Annotated in this window: 14 protein-coding genes; 7 read left to right on the forward strand and 7 right to left on the reverse strand. The window is 71.3% G+C overall.

Annotated elements, in window-relative coordinates:
- Positions 1–20: 20 nt before the first annotated feature.
- Positions 21–2,768, forward strand: a complete 2,748-nt coding sequence (gene ligD / locus DIE03_RS17650) for a DNA ligase D (protein WP_124452499.1) — start codon at positions 21–23, stop codon at positions 2,766–2,768.
- Positions 2,769–2,773: 5 nt separating this feature from the next.
- On the opposite strand, the gene DIE03_RS17655 is transcribed toward ligD, so the two are convergent.
- Together DIE03_RS17655 and DIE03_RS17660 are read right to left on the reverse strand one after the other, a co-directional pair.
- Positions 2,774–4,093 (reverse strand): cation:proton antiporter, encoded by a 1,320-nt coding sequence (locus DIE03_RS17655; protein WP_124452501.1) that lies wholly within the window; start codon positions 4,091–4,093, stop codon positions 2,774–2,776.
- A 42-nt stretch (positions 4,094–4,135) separates the two neighbouring features.
- Positions 4,136–4,492, reverse strand: coding sequence for a DUF3175 domain-containing protein (locus tag DIE03_RS17660; protein WP_124452774.1), 357 nt, complete (start codon positions 4,490–4,492; stop codon positions 4,136–4,138).
- A 166-nt stretch (positions 4,493–4,658) separates the two neighbouring features.
- Here DIE03_RS17660 and DIE03_RS17665 point away from each other — a divergent pair, with 166 nt between their 5' ends.
- The 5 genes from DIE03_RS17665 to DIE03_RS17685 all read left to right on the forward strand — a co-directional run bounded on the left by DIE03_RS17665 (position 4,659) and on the right by DIE03_RS17685 (position 7,000).
- Positions 4,659–5,102, forward strand: a complete 444-nt coding sequence (locus DIE03_RS17665) for a hypothetical protein (RefSeq protein WP_124452503.1) — start codon at positions 4,659–4,661, stop codon at positions 5,100–5,102.
- 84 nt (positions 5,103–5,186) lie between these two features.
- Entirely contained in the window at positions 5,187–5,552 is a 366-nt protein-coding gene (locus DIE03_RS17670) for a hypothetical protein (protein ID WP_124452505.1), read from the forward strand.
- A 205-nt stretch (positions 5,553–5,757) separates the two neighbouring features.
- Complete coding sequence (locus tag DIE03_RS17675) at positions 5,758–6,306, forward strand: type 1 glutamine amidotransferase domain-containing protein (protein WP_124452507.1); 549 nt, start codon at positions 5,758–5,760, stop codon at positions 6,304–6,306.
- A gap of 4 nt (positions 6,307–6,310) precedes the next feature.
- Entirely contained in the window at positions 6,311–6,643 is a 333-nt protein-coding gene (locus DIE03_RS17680; protein ID WP_124452508.1) for a DUF1488 domain-containing protein, read from the forward strand.
- Between the two features lie 102 nt (positions 6,644–6,745).
- Complete coding sequence (locus DIE03_RS17685) at positions 6,746–7,000, forward strand: hypothetical protein (RefSeq protein ID WP_124452510.1); 255 nt, start codon at positions 6,746–6,748, stop codon at positions 6,998–7,000.
- Between the two features lie 18 nt (positions 7,001–7,018).
- On the opposite strand, the gene DIE03_RS17690 is transcribed toward DIE03_RS17685, so the two are convergent.
- Complete coding sequence (locus DIE03_RS17690; RefSeq protein WP_124452512.1) at positions 7,019–8,269, reverse strand: phosphatidylserine decarboxylase family protein; 1,251 nt, start codon at positions 8,267–8,269, stop codon at positions 7,019–7,021.
- A 115-nt stretch (positions 8,270–8,384) separates the two neighbouring features.
- Here DIE03_RS17690 and DIE03_RS17695 point away from each other — a divergent pair, with 115 nt between their 5' ends.
- Entirely contained in the window at positions 8,385–8,633 is a 249-nt protein-coding gene (locus DIE03_RS17695; protein WP_124452514.1) for a hypothetical protein, read from the forward strand.
- Positions 8,634–9,008: 375 nt separating this feature from the next.
- Here the strand turns inward: DIE03_RS17695 and treY are convergent, their stop codons facing one another.
- From treY to glgX, 4 genes are read right to left on the reverse strand one after another with little or no spacing between them, the layout of a single operon-like run.
- Complete coding sequence (gene treY, locus DIE03_RS17705) at positions 9,009–11,804, reverse strand: malto-oligosyltrehalose synthase (protein ID WP_124452518.1); 2,796 nt, start codon at positions 11,802–11,804, stop codon at positions 9,009–9,011.
- Positions 11,801–14,002, reverse strand: a complete 2,202-nt coding sequence (gene malQ, locus DIE03_RS17710; RefSeq protein WP_124452520.1) for a 4-alpha-glucanotransferase — start codon at positions 14,000–14,002, stop codon at positions 11,801–11,803. The genes treY and malQ overlap by 4 nt, the downstream gene beginning before the upstream one ends.
- A complete protein-coding gene (treZ, locus tag DIE03_RS17715) occupies positions 13,999–15,870 on the reverse strand; it encodes a malto-oligosyltrehalose trehalohydrolase (protein ID WP_124452522.1) in 1,872 nt (623 codons plus the stop codon). Before treZ ends, malQ begins: the two co-directional genes overlap by 4 nt.
- 8 nt (positions 15,871–15,878) lie before the next feature.
- Positions 15,879–17,993, reverse strand: coding sequence for a glycogen debranching protein GlgX (glgX, locus tag DIE03_RS17720; protein ID WP_124452525.1), 2,115 nt, complete (start codon positions 17,991–17,993; stop codon positions 15,879–15,881).
- Positions 17,994–18,025 lie beyond the last annotated feature (32 nt).

Here is an 18,025-nt window from a genome sequence, read left to right on the forward strand (position 1 = left end):
GCACGACGGAGGGAAACGCGATGGCCGGCAAGCTCGAACCGTATCGCCGCAAGCGCCGCTTCGACGAGAGCCCTGAACCCGAGGGCGCGCACGGGCGGCGGCGCGCGCATGCCGATGCGCATGCGCAGAAGCCTCGACCGTCCGCGCGCGCGGGCCGGCCGCTGCGCTTCGTGATCCAGGAACATCACGCACGGCGGCTCCATTACGACTTCCGTCTCGAACTCGACGGCACGCTGAAGTCGTGGGCCGTGCCGAAGGGGCCGAGCGTCGACCCGTCGGTGAAGCGGCTGGCCGTGCACGTCGAGGATCATCCGCTCGAATACGCGTCGTTCGAAGGCGAGATTCCGGCCGGCCATTACGGCGCGGGCTCGGTCGTCGTCTGGGACGAAGGCACGTGGACGCCCGACGGCGGCGTCGCGCAGGCACGCGACGGCTACCGGGCGGGCAAGCTGACGTTCCGGCTCGACGGCACGAAGCTGCACGGCGGCTGGGCGCTCGTGCGCAGCGGGCGGCAGCAGGGCCGCCAGGAGCAATGGCTGCTGATCAAGGAACGCGACGACGACGCGCGCGACGCCGAGGCGTTCGACGTGGTCGCGCAGCGGCCGGGCAGCGTCCATCACGAACACACGCCGGCCGCGCGCAGGAAGCGCGGCGATGGCGGTGCGTCCGGCCCGCGCAGCGCGCGTCGCGACGACGACGCAGGACATGCGTCGGCCGATCTGTCCGACATCGACGGCGCCGTGCGCGCGGCGTTGCCCGAGCGCGTCGCGCCGCAACTCGCGACGCTGGTCGACGGGCCGCCTGCGCACGGCGACTGGCGCTACGAAGTGAAATTCGACGGCTACCGGATCCTCGCGCGGATCGCGGGCCGCGGCGCGCGGCGGCACGTCGTGCTGATGACGCGCGAAGGCCGCGACTGGACCGCGAAACTGCGCGCGCAGCGCGACGCGCTTGCCGCGCTCGACGTCGACAATGCGTGGCTCGATGGCGAGGCCGTCGTGCTGGGCGCCGACGGCCTGCCCGATTTCCAGGCGCTGCAGAACGCGCTCGGCGCGGGGCGCTCGGACGCCGTGACGCTGTTTGTCTTCGATCTGCCGTTCCTCGACGGATACGACCTGCGCGACGCGCCGCTCGCCGCGCGTCGCGCGCGGCTCGAACCGCTGCTCGCCCGCAGCGACCCCGCGCGGCTGCGCTACTCGCCCGACCTCGGCGACGACGTCGCGTCGCTGATCGCGAGCGCGTGCGACACGGGGCTCGAGGGGCTGATCGGCAAGCGCGCGGATTCGCGCTATCGCGGCGGCCGTTCGCCTGCGTGGATCAAGCTGAAATGCAGGCGGCGCCAGGAGTTCGTGATCGGCGGCTATACCGAGCCGTCGGGCAGCCGGCATGGCTTCGGCGCGCTGCTGCTCGGTGTGTACGAGCCCGCCGCGGGCGGCAAGCGGTCGCGCGGCGCGCCGCCGCTGCGCTACGTCGGCCGCGTCGGCACCGGGTTCGATACGCGCCTGCTCGACCGGCTCGCGGCCACGTTGCGCAAGCACGAACGCGACACGACGCCGTTCGATCCACCGCCGCGCGAACGGTCGCGCACGCGCGTGCACTGGGTCGAGCCGACGCTCGTCGCCGAGTGCGAGTTCGCGGAATGGACGGGCGACGGGATCGTGCGGCAGGCGGCGTTCGTCGCGCTGCGCGAAGACAAGCCGGCGCGGCAGATCGTCCGCGAGGTGCCGCGGCAACCCGAAACGGAGGCGACGATGGATGAACCCCGTGCAGCGCACGACCGACAACCGCCCGAGCCGCATGCGGATGCCGCGCATGGCCGCCGGTCGCGCGCACGATCGCCTGCGTCTGCCGGCCGTGCGCGCGGCGCGTCCGGCGCCGATCAGGTCGGCCATGTGCGCATCACGCATCCCGATCGCGTGATCGACCCGCAAAGCGGCACGCGCAAGATCGACCTCGCGCATTACTGGCAATGGGTCGCGCCGTGGCTGCTGCCCGACCTCAAAGGCCGGCCCGTGTCGCTCGTGCGCGCGCCGGGCGAGATTGCCGGCGAACTGTTCTTCCAGAAGCATGCGGAACGACGCGAGATCCCGTTCGTCACGCAGCACGCCGGGCTCGACCCCGGCCACGGGCCGCTGCTGTCGATCGACAGCGTCGACGCGCTGCTCGGCGCCGCGCAGATGGGCACGGTCGAGCTGCATACGTGGAATGCGCATGCGTCGAACGTCGAGCGGCCCGACCGCATCGTGTTCGACCTCGATCCCGACCCGGCGCTGCCGTGGCGCGCGATGATCGACGCCGCGCAGCTCGTGCGCGGGTTGCTCGACGAGCTGGGGCTCGTATCGTTCTGCAAGACGAGCGGCGGCAAGGGGCTGCACGTCGTCGTGCCGCTTACGCGGCATGCGGGCTGGGACGACGTGAAGGATTTCTCCCGCGCGGTCGCGCAGCATGTCGCCGCTACGCTGCCCGAGCGCTTCACCGCGACGATGGGGCCGCGTCACCGGCGCGGCAAGATCTTCGTCGATTACCTGCGCAACGGCCGCGGCGCGAGCACGATCGCCGCGTACTCGGTGCGCGCGCGGCCCGGCATGGGCGTGTCGGTGCCGCTCGACTGGGACGAGGTGCCCGATACGACGGGCGGCGCGCAATGGACGATCGACACGCTGCACGAGCGGCTCGATGCGCTGAAGCGCGATCCGTGGGAAGGCTACGCGAAGACGCGCCAGCGCATCACCGCCGCGATGCGCGCGCGGCTCGCGGCGGAAACATGAACGCGTCAGCGCCGATGCTGCAGCCGGTAGTACCAGTTCATCAGCGGCGTCGCGGAGATCCCGTGCGCGACCACCGACGCGGACACGACGGCCAGCACCGGCGCCGCGAGCGACCGCACCGCATCGAACGGCCCGTGCTCGAGCGCGAACAGCAGGTAGTAGAACGAGCCGATGCCGCGGATGCCGAACCACGCCATCAGCCGCCGCTGCGCATGCGTCGCGCGCGAACCGGTGAGCGTGAGCAGCACCGCGAGCGGGCGCACGGCGACGAACAGCACGGCCGCCAGCGTGGCCGCGCCCCACGTGATCAATGGGCCGGGCAGCGTCGCGAGCACGCTGCCGATCATCGTCATCACGACGGCTTCCGCGATCCGTTCGAGTTCGATCGTGAAGCCGAGCACCGATTCGGCCATGAACGCGTGTGCCTTCTCCGGATGCTTTTCGGTGGCGACGACGTCTTCCGAATCGATCTGGCCGATCACTTCGCGCGGCGGCCGGTCGCCGCTCGCCCGGTGCTCGACGCGGCGCATCGCGACACCGGCCGCGAACGCCGCGATGAAGCCGAATGTATGTGCGAGCTGTGCGGCGCCGAACGACAGCACGATCAGCGCGAGCGCGAAGAAGCCTTCGAGGCCGAGCGCCTGCGCGTGACGCGTGCGCAGCCAGCCGATCGTCTTCGTCGTCACCCAGCCGAGGCTGCCGCCGATCGCGGCCGCGCCTGCGATGCCCCACAGCGCGACGAGCGCGAACGTGCCGGACAGCGGCGCAATGCCATGCGTCACGTCGCGCGCGCCGCACAGCGCGAGCCCTGCGAGCGCGAACGGCAGCGCGATGCCGTCGTTCATCCCGCCTTCGCCGGACAGCGCGAAGCGCACGAGGTCGCGATCGCCCGGATCGTGCACCTGTACGTCGTGCGCGAGCACGGGGTCGGTCGGCGCGAGGATCGCCGCGAGCAGCAGCGCGGGGCCCCAGCCGAGCCCGAGCGCGAGCACCGCGCAGGCGGCGAGCAGCGGCACGGTGACGACCATCGCGAGCAGGCCGAGGCGGCATGGCACGAGCCACAGTTTGTCGGACAGCGGCACGCGCAGCCGCAGCCCGATCGCGAACAGCGAGACGAGCAGCGCGATTTCGACGATTTCGCGCAGCAACCGGGCGTCGCGCTCGAGGTCGAGCTGCAGCAGGCCGGCGCCGGCCGGGCCGAGCGCGATGCCGAGCACGAGATAGATCATCGCGGTGCTGCATGGCAGGTGGCGCAGCGCCGATGTCGCGACGCCCATGCCCAGCAGGACGGCGCCGATGATCAGGTACCAGAGCGTCTCGTGCATGCGTGCGGTCGTGGCGAGTCGGCAGGGCGGACGCGCAAGCCGTCAGGGCTTGCGGCCGAACGCCTCGCGCAGTTTTCGCTTCGCGCGTTCGAGCGTCGTGCGGCGCGTTTTCGGCAGATTGCGGCCTGCGCGGTTCACGTAGAAGTTCAGCATCGACATCGCCGACTGGAACGGCGACGCCTTGCGGCGGCGGCTGTGTTCGGCCGAATGCTTCAGCGATGCGGCAATCGCCGCCGGATCGTCGGACTTGAAGATGTCGGGCTCGATGTCGAGCGCATCGCTTTTTTGCGTGACTTCGCCGGACCAGCGCTTGCGGTGGTTCGGATCGGCGCTGCGGGCGCGGCCGGCGCGGCGCGTGAGGCGCTTGCCGTGCGCGTGGGAGGCGGAAGCGGAAGGCATGGCAGGGGCTCCATAGGGGGCACGAAACGAACGTACGAAGACGGGTGACGCAAACCGCGTGCCGCGCCGCGCACAGGCCGATGACGGCATGGGCCTTGCTGAAAGGAACGGGCAGGAATGTTCAGCAGGAATGTTCATCAGGGCACCATCAACAGGGAGAAACGCCATGAAGTCAGTATCCGAATCGAAGTGTGTCGCGCGGCTTGTCGCGCGCGGCGTGCTTGCGTTCGCGGCGGTCGCGGTCGTCACGGCCGCGCCGGCCGCGTGGGCGCAGAATTCGCAACGCCCGGACGAGGGGACGGGCGCGCCGAATCCGTCGATGGACATGTCGACGCCCGGCGCCAACGGCAATACGGCCGCGCCGCCGCCGCCGGCCAGTCCGAAGCAGAAAGGCGCGAAGCACGGCATGCGTTCGCATGGCGGATCGGCCGCCCACGTGAAGCCGGGCGGCGGCCCCAACGGCGCGGGCGAAGGCGGCAGCGGCGCGCCGGGTGGCGGTGTCGGCGGCACGGGCGGCACGGGCGGCACGGGCGCCGGCAACGGCGGTTCGACCGGATCGACGGGCCCGGGCGGCGGCGGGACCGGCGGCGCGGGTTCCAGCGGTTATTGACGGTGTCGTGCCGGCGCGGCCGGCACGGCGCGATGGTGGCGCGGTTGCCAGGACGGGCGCGCCACCACCACGCAGGAGGACATCATGCAATCGAATTCCCGGATCTTGCTGGAGAACGAAGCGGTCGACGGCGATGCGGCCGACGCGGACGATCTCGATACGACGGTCCACGTCGACGTCGAAACGGGCCGGATCATGTTTCATGCGGCGTGGGCGCTCGCGAACGAAGCACCGCCCGAGGCCGCGCGGCATTCGGTCGTGCTCGCGCTCGACTGCGACACGATGGAGCATTACGCCGATCTCGACGACGGCGCGCGGATGCGCGTGCATGCGATGCTGCACGAGGCCGTGCAGCAGACGCTCGACCAGTTGCCCGACACCGACGAGAACCTGACGCTGACGATCGAGCTGACCGATTCGATGCTGGACGCGGCGCGTCGCCTGCAGTAGTCACGCCGGCCCGACCGGCCGCGTCCGGTTACAGACCCGTTGAAATCTTTGCAGCGCGGCGACGCCGCACGCGTATGCCCGTGCAGGCGAGCGTGATCGCGGGTCGTTCCCCCCGCGGTGCCGCGATAGGGCGGCCGTGCCGGCACGCCGATTGCTGCGCAATCGCCATGGCACGACCTGTGCCGACACACCGAAGGAGGCATTCATGAGCGGCAGGCTGGATCATTGCAAGGTAGCGATCCTCGCGGTCGACGGTTTCGAGGAAGCCGAACTCGTCGAACCGCAGCGCGCGCTTGCGGCCGAAGGCGCGCAGGTCGACGTGATTTCGCAGAAGCGCGGCGAGATCCAGGGTTTCCGGCACGTCGACAAGGGCAGCCGGGTGAAGGTCGACCGCACGTTCGACGATGCGCGCGAAGGCGACTACGACGCGGTCGTGCTGCCCGGCGGCGTCGTGAACGGCGACGCGATCCGGATGCTGCCGGCCGCGCGCGAATTCGTGACGGCGGCCGTCGGCGCCGGCAAGCCGATCGCGGCGATCTGCCACGGTGGCTGGCTGCTCGTGTCGGCCGGGCTCGTGGAGGGCCGCACGATGACGAGCTGGCCGAGCCTGCAGGACGATATCCGTCACGCGGGCGGCAAGTGGGTCGACGAGGAAGTCGTGCGCGACGGCAACCTGATCACGAGCCGCAAGCCGGCCGACCTGCCGGCGTTCAACGGCGCGCTGGTCGACCGCCTCGCGGCGCGGGGCGCCTGAGCCCATGCCGGCCGATTCCCCACGCCGCGTGACGCTGACCGACGCGCCGCCCGTATTCGACGGCGCGGCGCTGCAGTTGCGCTTCGTCGTCGAGGTCGACGGCGCGCCGCAAACCTGTGCGATCACGGTCGAATCGCTGGAAGATCATTTCGGCGCGCAATCCGCGCTGGAGGCCGACCTGCGCGACGCGTTCGAACGCGGCCGCGCGCGCATCGAGGCCGCGTGCGCGGACGTGCTGGCCAACGGCAATGGCGGCGACGTGGTGCTGCACAGCGGCTATTTCCGCGCGCCGGCCGGCCGTGCGCGCGCCGGCCTGTTTCATCCGCGCAAGCCTTGACGCGGCCGCGCTCCGCGGCCCGTCCGGCATTACATGTCGTTGAAAACTTTGCAGCGCGTCGCGGTCGGCGCGTCGCACGCAGCCGCCAACGGGGAAACGAGCATGCTGACCGCCCACGAATTTGCCGCGCTGTTCCTGGTGCATCACGCACCGGAGCAGATCCAGATCGACCGCGACGACGTCGTCGCACTCGTCGAACAACACCTGATCGTGATGCAGCGCGACGACGCGTCGGGCGAGCATCGGCCCGTGCTGACGGCCGGCGGGCTGTCGGTGCTGCGGTGCGTGCAGCGGCATGACGTGCCCGAACCCGACACGATCGACGCTAGCGACCTGAACGACGTGACCGATGCGTGACGCGCCCTCGCGCGGCGCTTACCGCGCGATCGCGACGGACGCGTTGACCTGGACGACGGGTGTCCGGCCGTCGAACGGCGGCGCATGCAGGAAGCGGTCGATCACGCCGGCCTCGAACAGCAGGCAGTACGTCGATCCGCCGAACTGGAAGTAGCCGATTTCGTCGCCCTTGTCGACGCGTTGTCCCGGCACGACCTCGACCACGCACGACGACACGTCGCCCATCCCGACGAACACGGCTGCCACGGTGCCGATGCCGGGATCGTCGCAGGCGATCGCGACCACCGCGCGCGTGGCGACGGCCGTCGTGTAGCCCTGCGAATCGTTCAGGCCGGCCGGGTCCGGGCCTTCCGCTTCGGCGACCGAGTAGTAGGTGCCGTCGACGCGGTACGCATGCGTGACGACGCCGCGCACCGGCGCATGCCAGCGATGGTAGTTGTACGCGCTCAGGTAAGCCTGGTACACGTCGCCGCCGACGAAGCGCTCGGCGAGCGACAGCCGTGCGGGCGTGAAGAGGTCGCGCAGCGAATACGGCTGCGCCTTGATCCAGAACGTGTCGCGCAGCTTGACGTTCGACTCGGTGTGATAAGGCGCGGCCTCGCACGCGCTGACGATCACGTGCGGATCGTCGGGCGCCGCGACCGGGCGCGCGCCGTCACGAAAGCGCCGCGTGAAGAAGTCGTTCCACGAATCGAAGCCCCAGTGCGGCTGGTCTTCGCGATACTGGAACTGCGACAGCCCGAGGCGCTTGCGCGCTTCGTCGCAGAACCAGCCGTCGGGCGCCGACGTGTCGAGATGCGCGCGCGAATGCGGGCCGCCGAGGAAATCGCACCATACGTTCAGCACGCGCTTCAATTGCGCGTTGACGGCCGCGTCGCGAAACACCGCGTGGCCCGACGGCATGCACATCGGCCAGTCGAAGAACGCGTTCAGCGGGCACACGATCAGGCTTTCCTCGCTGAACGGCGGCGTGTAGGTCATCAGATGATCGATCACGGTCATCAACTCGCCGATCGACGTGTAGCCGAGCCGGTGTCCCGATTCGATTGCTTCGTCGATCGCGCGGGTCAGGCTCATGCGCAGCACGGCGTCGTCGTCGAACAGCCGCGCGAGTGCCTGCACGGCGGGCGTGCGCAGCCGGTCGCCCGCATGCGCGCGGGCGTCGGCCGCGATCTTCTCGCGGAACGCGACCATGTGGGCTTCTTCGCGCGCCATCCATTCGCCGAGCCGACGGCGCGTGGCGGGCGGCGGGTTGCGGTCGGTCGGCATCGTCACCTCCGGGCATCAATTCGGGACGACATGACGCAGCAAGATGCTTGCCCGGATTCGGCACCGAAATTGCGGCAATCGGTCGGCCATTTTCTGATGACACGGGAGAGAAAGGATGAACGCGGCTTCGAATGCACGACAGGCGAACGACGCAGGCGCGACCGACACGCGCCGCAGGGATGGGCAACGCACCGTGACGCCGACGCGCACGCGGGCGCGTGCGACCACGGCGACCTCGCGCGACACGCGGCGGTCGACGGCGCGCGGAGCAAGCGGGCCGGTGGCGGCGCGCGATGGCGACGGGAAGGGCAAGCCGCTGTGGGAGGACGACAGCGGGGCGACGCCGCCGGAGGAGTGGTCGTGAGGTCGGGCGTTTACTGGCCCGCAGGCCGTTCGGGCCGGTAACGATCGGCAATCGCGACATCGACCGATTCACCGTCGCGAAATGCCGCAGAAACCGCATCGACGATAGCGGGCCAAATACCGGGTTGTTGCAGAACGGGCATTTCTTTCGCGAGGACGTTGCTGAGCCTCTGCTCAAAATCGAATACAAACGCGTGTTTTGTGCGTAATCGATTTCGGATGTACAAAAACGATTATGCGCGGCCTGTTTTGTACAAATTTGATTATCTTCGCGCCACTGACCGCAGCGTGGAGGCGACAGTCATGGGAAGTTACGTCCAGCCCCATTATTGGACGCAGCGGCCCCCAAGGTGACGAGGGCCTCGATTGGATTGGACTACGGGGCGCGATCGTATTCTAAGGGACCCCGATTCGTCGTTCGCGCCGCCACGAACACGGCGACGGGCAACCCGTCCAGGCAGCGATCGAGCGCCAGCCTGCCTCCCGGCGCATCGACGGCGGCCCGCGGATCCAACGCGTCCGTCCACGGTCCGGCGCTGCCGCGCGGCCGCGCGACCGCCGTATCGCCCCACTGCGCGGGCTCCACGCGCGGCAACCCGGGCGCTTCGCCCAGCAACCGGCACGCGAGCCGCGTCGCCACGACCACCACCGTAGCCGCATCGTCGCACCGCGCGAATGCCACCACGTGGCGCGCGAGGCGGCCGTGCACCCGCAGCGGCACATATGCGCCATCCGCAAACGTCGTCGGCCACCGCGCACGCAGTGCGAGCATCCGCTCGACCAGCGCTCGCTTCACGCGCCCGTCGGGCCATGTCGACAGATACGACGCGACCGGTTCGTCGACCCGTTCGGCCGCCAGCGCCGCAAACGGCACGTCGCACCGGTTGTCCGGATCGACGAGCGAGTGATCCCAGGATTCGGTTCCCTGATACAGGTCTGGCACGCCGGGCGAGGCGATCCGCAGCGTCGTTTGCGCCAGGCTGTTGACGACACCGGCCGGCGCGATCCGCGCGACGAACGCATGCAGCCGGTGCGCGAAATCGCCGGCACCGCGCGGCGTCAGGATCGCGCGGACGAATGCCGCGCAGTCCTGCTCGTAATCGATCGCGGGCGCCAGCCAGTCGGTATGCTGCTTCGCTTCGCGCAGGGCCTTCGTCTGCCACTGCACCACGCGCGCGGCGAGTGCGACGAGCCCGGCGGCATCGTCGGGCGCGAGCGCCGGCGGCCAGCAACCGACGAGCGTCTGATACAGCATCGCCTCGGCGGCCGGTCCCGGCGCCCACGCGAGGTCGCGATGCGCGCGGCCGCGATGCGGCAGGTTCAGCGCCGACCAGTCGAGCGATACCGCGCGCCACGCGTCGGGCATCTCGCTGAGCACCGCGAGCCGCGCACGTGCGTCCTCCCCGCGCTTGTGGTCGTGCGTGGCCGTCGCGAGGAGCCCGTGCGGCACGGTGCGCGCGCGGTGCCGGTTCCGCGCATGGAACGCGCCGCGCGACAGGCTGAAGTCGCCGGCATCGGCGCCGACCTCGTTGCGCGACAGCAGCCGGCCGTAGCGATAGTGGGCCGTATCCTCGACGCCTTTCGCGGCGAGCGGTGCGGTGAGCTGCGCGAATGCGATGCGCGCCGCGACCAGCGCGTCGGGGGCTGCGCGCGGCACGCGCACGACCGGCAGGCCCAGCCAGGCGGCGACACGATCGAGCGCGAACCGGTCGGCCGGATCGATGGCCGCGCGCGCGCCTTCATAGGCCTGTGCGAGCACGCGACGGTCGGCATCGGCCGGCTCGTCGCGCGGTGCCGGATACATGCGGTACACGGGCAGCCGTACCGCGAGTTCGCCCATCACGCGCTGAATCGCGATCCGGCTGACGTCCCGGGTGGCGGGCGACGCCCGTGCAATCGCATGCAGCAGTCGCGCCACGCGCGCATGCTCGACGGCGAGCTGGCGCATCAGCACGCGCCGCTTGCCGTCGAGCGCTTCCTGCGCGAACATGCGCGACGACCCCGACACGGCGGCCCAGTGCGCGGCGAGCGGGGCGGCGCCGGCCGGGTCGTGCAGCAGCGCGCCGACATCGTTCATGAAGTCGTAGCCGGTCGTCCCTTCCACGGCCCAGTCGGCCCGCAGCGTCTCGCCGGGCGCGAGGATCTTCTCGACGACCACATACGGCTGCGCCCGGCCCTGCGCGGCGAGTCGCTCGTGCAGCCGCCGGCAGTACGCGCGCGGATCGGCGAGGCCGTCGACGTGATCGACCCGCACGCCGTCGACGAGCCCGGCCGCATGCAGGCGCAGCGGCAGCGCATGAACGGCGTCGAATACGGCGTCGTCGTCGACGCGCACGGCTGCGAGCGTCGCGATGTCGAAGAAGCGCCGCCAGTTCAGTTCGTCGGCGGCCGTGCGCCACCACGCGAGCCGGTAGTGCTGGCGTTCGAGCAGCCGGTGCAGGCAGGTACGCGAACGCGCGATGCGCGGGTCGGCGCCGCGCAGCACGGCGTCGAGCGCGTGCGGGCCGTGCGCGGCCGCGTGATCACGCAGCGCCGCGTGCGCGGCGGCCAGCCGCGCACTGTCGCGTGGCGGCGCGGCATCGAAGCGCTCGGCGAGCGCGTTCAGGTCCGCGCGGTTCGCGATGCGCAGGATGTCCGCGTAGGTGGCGGCCGCCACCGGCAACCGCCGTCCGGGGCACGCGACGAAGAAGCGTCCGCTGGCCGGGTCGGCGCCGAGCGTGATGTCGCCGGCCGCGAGCGCGTCGGCATAGGGCACGCCGAGACACGGCAGCAGCACCTTGCCGTCGAGTGCCGGGTCGGGCGGGTGCCAGTCGATATCGAAGTAGCGCGCGTACGGGCTCGCGGGGCCCCATTCGAGCAGGTCGTTCCACCAGCCGTTCGACGATCCGCCGACGCCCATGTGGTTCGGCACGATGTCGACGATCACGCCGAGGCCGCGGGCACGCAGCGCGTCGACGAGCCGGACGAAACCGGCTTCTCCGCCGAGTTCGGGATTGAGTACGTCGTAGTCGACGGTGTCGTAGCCGTGCCGCGAGCCCGGTTCGGCTGTCGCGACCGGCGACAGGTAAAGGTGGCTCACGCCGAGCCGTGCGAAGTAGTCGGCATGCGCGGCTGCGTCGTCGAACGTGAAGCCCGCATGAAGCTGCAGGCGCAGCGTCGCGCGCGGCGTCATGTGCCGCGCTCCCGCGAACGGCGCGCGTGCACGACGGCCGCGATGCGTTCGCGCACGTCGGCGTCGAACAGCGTGTCGATCGTGCGCGGCAGCCGCTGCCGCCAGTTCGGATGGCCGCACGGCGGGCCCGGCAGGTTCGGCTGTGCGTCCAGCGCGAGCAGGTCCTCGAGCGGCACGATGGCGAGCGGCGACGCGCTGCGCGCGACGTAGGCGAGGATCGCGCCGACCGGCGGCGCGTCGGTCGGCGGGGTCGCCTTGTCGGCCGGTGCGCAGCCCGCTTGCTGCAGCGCGCGCCATAACGCGGCGCGTTCGGTCGCGCGTTCCGCGTGCGCGGCGAGCAGGTCGGGGGGGCAGGCGGGCGGTTGCGCGGCGTCGGCGGCGTCAGGCCCGGGCACCGTGCGTTGCACGATCTCGTCGGAGTCGTGTGCGCTCGCGTCGTCCGGCGCCGGTGCGGCGATGTCGCGCGCATCCGTTGCGCCGTCCCGCTGCGCGGCACCTGCCGCGGCAGCGGCCGCGACCCGCCGCCATGCCAGGTCGACACCGCGCCACCAGCCGGCGACGGTCGGCAGATCGTGCGTCGACGTCGTCGCGATGGCGTCGCGATCCCACGCGGACGGCGGCCGGAACGTGCCGTCCGCCTCGCGCTCGAACCATAGCGCGCGCATGCCCGCGATCCCCTGTGCGCCGAGCCGTTCGCGGAATCCGGCCGGCACGGTGCCGAGGTCCTCGCCGATCGCGATCGCGCGATGGCGGGCCGCCTCGAGCGCGACGAGCCGCACGAGGTCGTCGAGCGGATAGCGCAGGTACGCGCCGTCGCGCGGCGCGCCGCCGTCCGGCACGATCCACATCCGTGCGAAACCGAGCACGTGATCGATGCGGATGCCGCCCGCATGCGCGAACGTGGCGCGCAACAGTTCGATGAACGGCACGAAACCGTCGGCGCGCAGCGCCGCGGGTGTCCAGGTCGTCACGCCCCACGCCTGGCCGGCCGCGTTGAACTGGTCCGGAGGCGCGCCGAGCGACACGCCGCGCAGCAGCGTCGCGCCATGCGCCCACGCGTCGCTGCCTGCGCGATCGGAGCCGACCGCGAGATCGGCGATCAGCCCGGTCGCCATGCCGACGCCGCGCGCCGCGTGCTGCGCGTCGCCGAGCGCGCGCGACGCGCACCACTGCAGGAAGGCGTGGAACACGATCGTGTCGGCATGCGCGTGCGCGAACGCATCGACTTCGGCCGATCCCGGCGTGCGCCACGGTGCCGGCCACTGCCGCCAGTCCGCACCGAGCCCGTGTTCGAGACAGAACGCCTGCAGCGCATCGAAGCGCGCGTGCGCGTCGAGCGCCGCACCGCCCGCCGCGCGAAACCGCTGGAACGCGTCGCGCTCGGGCGTGGCGCCGGCATGCCACGCGTCGAAGCACGCGCGCAAGCGGCGCAGTTTCATCGGCAGCACGTGCGGCCAGTCGATCAGCGGCGTATCGGGCGGCGCACCGGATTCGGGGTAGGCGGCCTCGGCGCCCGGCACCGCGTCGCAGTCGAGATACGCGACGTTGTGCCAGCGCCGCGACGACGGCGAATACGGGCTGTCGTGCGCGGGCAGCGCCGGATAGCCGGCGTGCGTCGGGCTGACGGCCACGGCTTGCGCGCCGTGCCGCGCCGCGTGGGCGGCCAGCCGTGCGAGCGCCGTATAGTCGCCGGCGCCGCCGTCGCCGGTGCGGCGCAGGCTGTAGAGCTGCGCCGCGATGCCCCAGCGGTTGTCCGCACCGGCCGCACGCGTGTCGAACGGGCGCGTGCGCGGCGGCGCGATCGTCAGCCCGATGCGCTGATCGCCGACGTCGAGCGCGTGATAACCGGGTATCGCAAGCGGCGGCAGCGCGCCGTGCGTGTCCACCCGCCCGTCGACGTGGCCGCCGGCTTCGAGCGTGATCCGGAAGCGCGCGCCCGGCGGCGCGACGGCAGCCGGCAGCGGCAGCGGCTGCCCGGCGTCGCCGGTCACGATGCGCGGCGGCGCCGCGTTCTCGTCGGCGAGTGCGGCGGCACTGTCGACGCGCTGAGCCGCCGTGCCGCACGGCCAGCCGAGCGCGTCGACGAGCGCGGCGAGCGCGTCGTCGTCCACCCGCCGCGCGACGCCGCCTGCGTCGATCCAGTCGGTTTCCAGGCCGGCCGCCTGCGCGAGTACCGCGATCGAGACGTCGGTCGTCATGATCGACCCTGCCCGTTCGCGCGGTGGTGCCGCGCATCGTGGTTGACCGCACCGTCGCGCCACACGATGCACGCACGTGGCGGCAGCCGCAGGTCGGGCAGCCGGTCGCGGGCGCGCGGCGGCGTCTCGAACACGAGCTTGCCGACCGGCAATTCGGACAGCACGGCATCGTGCGAGCCGAGGTTCAGCGCGATCGTCAGCGTGCTGCCGTCGCCGAGGCGCCAGCGCGCGACGAGCCCCTGCGGGTCGCCGCCGCCCGCGAGCCGCTCCACGCCGAGTGCATGCGCGCCCGGCAGCTGCGGCATCACGAGCGCCGCGCGCACGGCCAGTGCGCTGCGGTAGAAGCGCTGCCAGGCGGCCGCGTCGGCCCAGGTGTCGTCGGGCGGATGGTGCAGCGACGAGCGGACGAACGTCGCGATGTCGTTCGGATCGGGAATCAGGTCGCGATGCGCGGGATCGGCGAATGCGGGAAACGCCGCGAATTCGCGGCGCCGGCCTTCGCGCACGGCATCGGCCAGCAAGCCGCGATAGTCGGTGAAGAACTGGAACGGCTGCGTGCTGCCGTCTTCCTCGCCCATGAACAGCAGCGGGATCGACGGCGCGAGCAGCATCAGCGCGGTGGCGGCGCGTACCGCGTCGTCGTTCGCGAGTGCGCGCAGCCGTTCGCCGAATGCGCGGTTGCCGACCTGGTCGTGGTTCTGCAGGAACGTGACGAACGCCGTGGGCGGCAGGTGCGCACTCGGCTCGCCGCGCGCGGCGCCGTCGTGCAGCGGCGATGGTTCGCCCTGGTACGCGAATCCTTCGCCGAGCGTGCGGGCGAAATGGTGCAGCGGCGCGTCGGCGTACGCGCGGTAATAGCCGTCGCGCTCGCCCGTCAGCAGCACGTGTGCGCTGTTGTGGAAGTCGTCGTTCCACTGCGCGTCGAAGCCGCCGGGGCCGAGCAGGCTCGCCGCGTTGCGCTCGTTCTCGAGCACGAGGTGAATGTGGCGTGCGTCGCCCGCGTACGCGCGCACGCGGCGCGCGAGTTCGCGCAGCCACGCGTCGTCGTCGATCGCGTGCGCGGCGTCGATGCGCAGGCCGTCGAAGCGAAATTCGTCGAGCCAGTACAGCGCGTTGTCGATGAAGAACGCGCTCGTCTGCGGGCACGAGAAGTCGATCGCCGGCCCCCATGCCGTCTGCCGGTCCGTGCGGAAGAAGGCGGGCGCGTAGCGCGGCAGCAGGTTGCCTTCGGGGCCGAAATGGTTGTACACGACGTCGAGGAACACCTGCAGGCCGAGCCCGTGCGCGGTATCGACGAGGGCCTTCAGTTCCTCGGGCCGCCCGTACGAGGTGTCGGGCGCGAACGGCAGCACGCCGTCGTAACCCCAGTTGCGCGCGCCGGGAAACGCATTGACGGGCATCAGCTCGACCGCGGTCACGCCGAGCGCGGCGATCGACGGCAGCCGCCGCTCGACGCTCGCGTAGCCGCCGCAGGCGCCGACGTGCAGCTCGTACAGCACCGTCTCGTGCCACGGGCGGCCGCGCCATGCGTCGTGGCGCCAGCGATAGGCGGCCGGATCGACGACCTGGCTCGGGCCGTCCACGCCGCCGGGCTGGAAGCGCGACGCGGGATCGGGCACGACGAGACCGCCGTCGAGCCGGTAGCGATACAGCGCGCCGGGGCCGCACGGCGCGACCGTCTCGAACCAGCCGTCGCCGACGGGTGTCATCGGGATCACGTGTTCGCTGTCGTCGTGCAGCTCGACCGCGGCCGCGCGGCTCGCGGGCGCCCACAGCCGGAAGCGCGTGTGGTCGGCATCGACGCAGGTGGCGCCGAACGACGATTCGAAAGCCTGCGAGCCGGGTGGATGGTCGGAACGGGATGTCATGGCGGTCCTCACGAAGGCGGATCGGGCGGCACGGCCGCGACCGCGATCGCGGCCGCGTGCGCGGCGACGTCGAGACCGGCTTCCGGCCACGAGCGCGGGCCCGAGTCGGGCGTCGCGGTGTCGAGCAGGATCCGGTAATCGAGCACGGGCGCGGGCGGCATGAACGTGATGGTGCCGGCCGACGCGTTCAGCATCACGAGCAAGGCCTCGGTGCGCCCGGTGCGGCCGGTGCCGACGCGCCGCATCGTCAGCGCGCGGCGTTCGCCGTCTTCCCACGCGGGCACGGTGAGCGCGTCGCCGCGTTCGTCGAACCAGTCGATCTCGCGCATGCCCGGCGCGCCGTCGCGGTCGCCCGACGGATAGCGCGGCGCCGACATCACCGGATACATGCGCCGCAGTGCCGCGAGCCGCGACACGAAGCGCGTCATCGCCACGCCGTCGTCGCTGCGGGCCTGGTCCCAGTCGAGCCACGACAGTTCGTTATCCTGGCAATACGCGTTGTTGTTGCCTTGCTGCGTGCGGCCGAATTCGTCGCCGGCCACGAGCATCGGCGTGCCGAGCGCGGTAAACAGCGTCGCGAGCATCGAGCGTGCGACGCGCGCACGCACCGCACGGATCTTCGCGTCGTCGGTCGGCCCTTCGACGCCCCAGTTCGCGCTGCAGTTGTCGTCGTGGCCGTCGCGGTTGTCCTCGCCGTTCGCCTCGTTGTGCTTGCCCGCATACGACACGAGGTCGGCGAGCGTGAAGCCGTCGTGCGCGGTGATGAAATTGATCGATGCCCACGTGCGGCGCCGGCCGTGATTGAACAGGTCGGCCGAGCCCGACAGCCGCGCGGCCAGTTCCGGGCGCTGTCCGGCATCGCCGCGCCAGAAGCGCCGTACGGTGTCGCGAAACCGGTCGTTCCATTCGGCGAAGCCGGGCGGATGGCGGCCGAGCTGATAGCCGCCGGGGCCGAGATCCCACGGTTCGGTGATCAGCTTGCGCTGCGCGAGCACGGGGTCCTGCCGCAACGCATCGAAGAACCCCGCGCCGGGCTCGAAGCCGTGATCCTCGCGGCCGAGCGTCACGCCGAGATCGAAGCGGAAGCCGTCGATGTTGAACGCGGTCGCCCAGTAGCGCAGCGAGTCCATCACCATCTGCACGACGCGCGGATGCGACAGGTTCAGTGTGTTGCCGCAGCCGGTTTCGTCGACGTGGTAACGCGGATCGTCGGGCCGCAGCCGGTAGTAGCTCGCGTTGTCGAGGCCGCGCCACGACAGCGTGGGCCCGAGCTGATTGCCTTCGCACGTGTGGTTGTAGACCACGTCGAGCACGACCTCGATGCCGGCCGCATGGAGCTGGCGGACCGCGATGCGCATTTCGTCGAGCCGCCGCGTCGTGAGATACGACGGCTCCGGCGCGAAGAACGCGGCCGTGTCATAGCCCCAGTAGTTGCGCAGCCCGCGTTTCACCTGCTCGCGCTGTTGCAGGAACGCGTGGATCGGCAGCAGCTCGACCGTCGTCACGCCGATCGACAGCAGGTGATCGACGAACGCGGGATGCGCGAGCGACGCGAACGTGCCGCGCTCCGGCACGCGCAACCCGGCGCGCCGCATCGACGCGCCGCGTACGTGGGTCTCGTAGATCACCGTGTTGCGCCACGGCACGTCCGGGCGGCGGTCGTTGCTCCAGTCGAACGCTTCGTCGACGACCACGGCTTTCGGCATCGCCGGCGCCGAATCGCGGCGGTCCATCGACAGGTCCGCGCGATTCGAATGGACGCGATAGCCGAACAGCGCGTCCGACCAGCGGAACTGGCCGACCAGCTTGCGTGCATACGGGTCGAGCAGCAGCTTGGTCGGATTGAAGCGGTGGCCGTGCTGCGGCTGGTACGGGCCGTCCGCGCGAAACCCGTACACGGTGCCCGGATGCGCGTTGGGCAGGTAGCCGTGCCACACCTCGTCGGTGCATTCGGGCAGGTCCAGGCGCGCGAGTTCCTTGCGGCCGGTCGGATCGAACACGCACAGCTGGATGCGCTGCGCGTGCGCGGAGAACACCGCGAAGTTGGTCCCGAGGCCGTCCCAGGTCGCGCCGAGCGGATAGCAGCGGCCGGATTCGAGACGGGCGGGCAGGGCGGTCGGCATGGGGCGAACCTCCGTGTCGAGGGCACAGGAAA

It is taken from the genome of Burkholderia sp. Bp8992 (assembly GCF_003853705.1).
GTDB lineage: Bacteria > Pseudomonadota > Gammaproteobacteria > Burkholderiales > Burkholderiaceae > Burkholderia.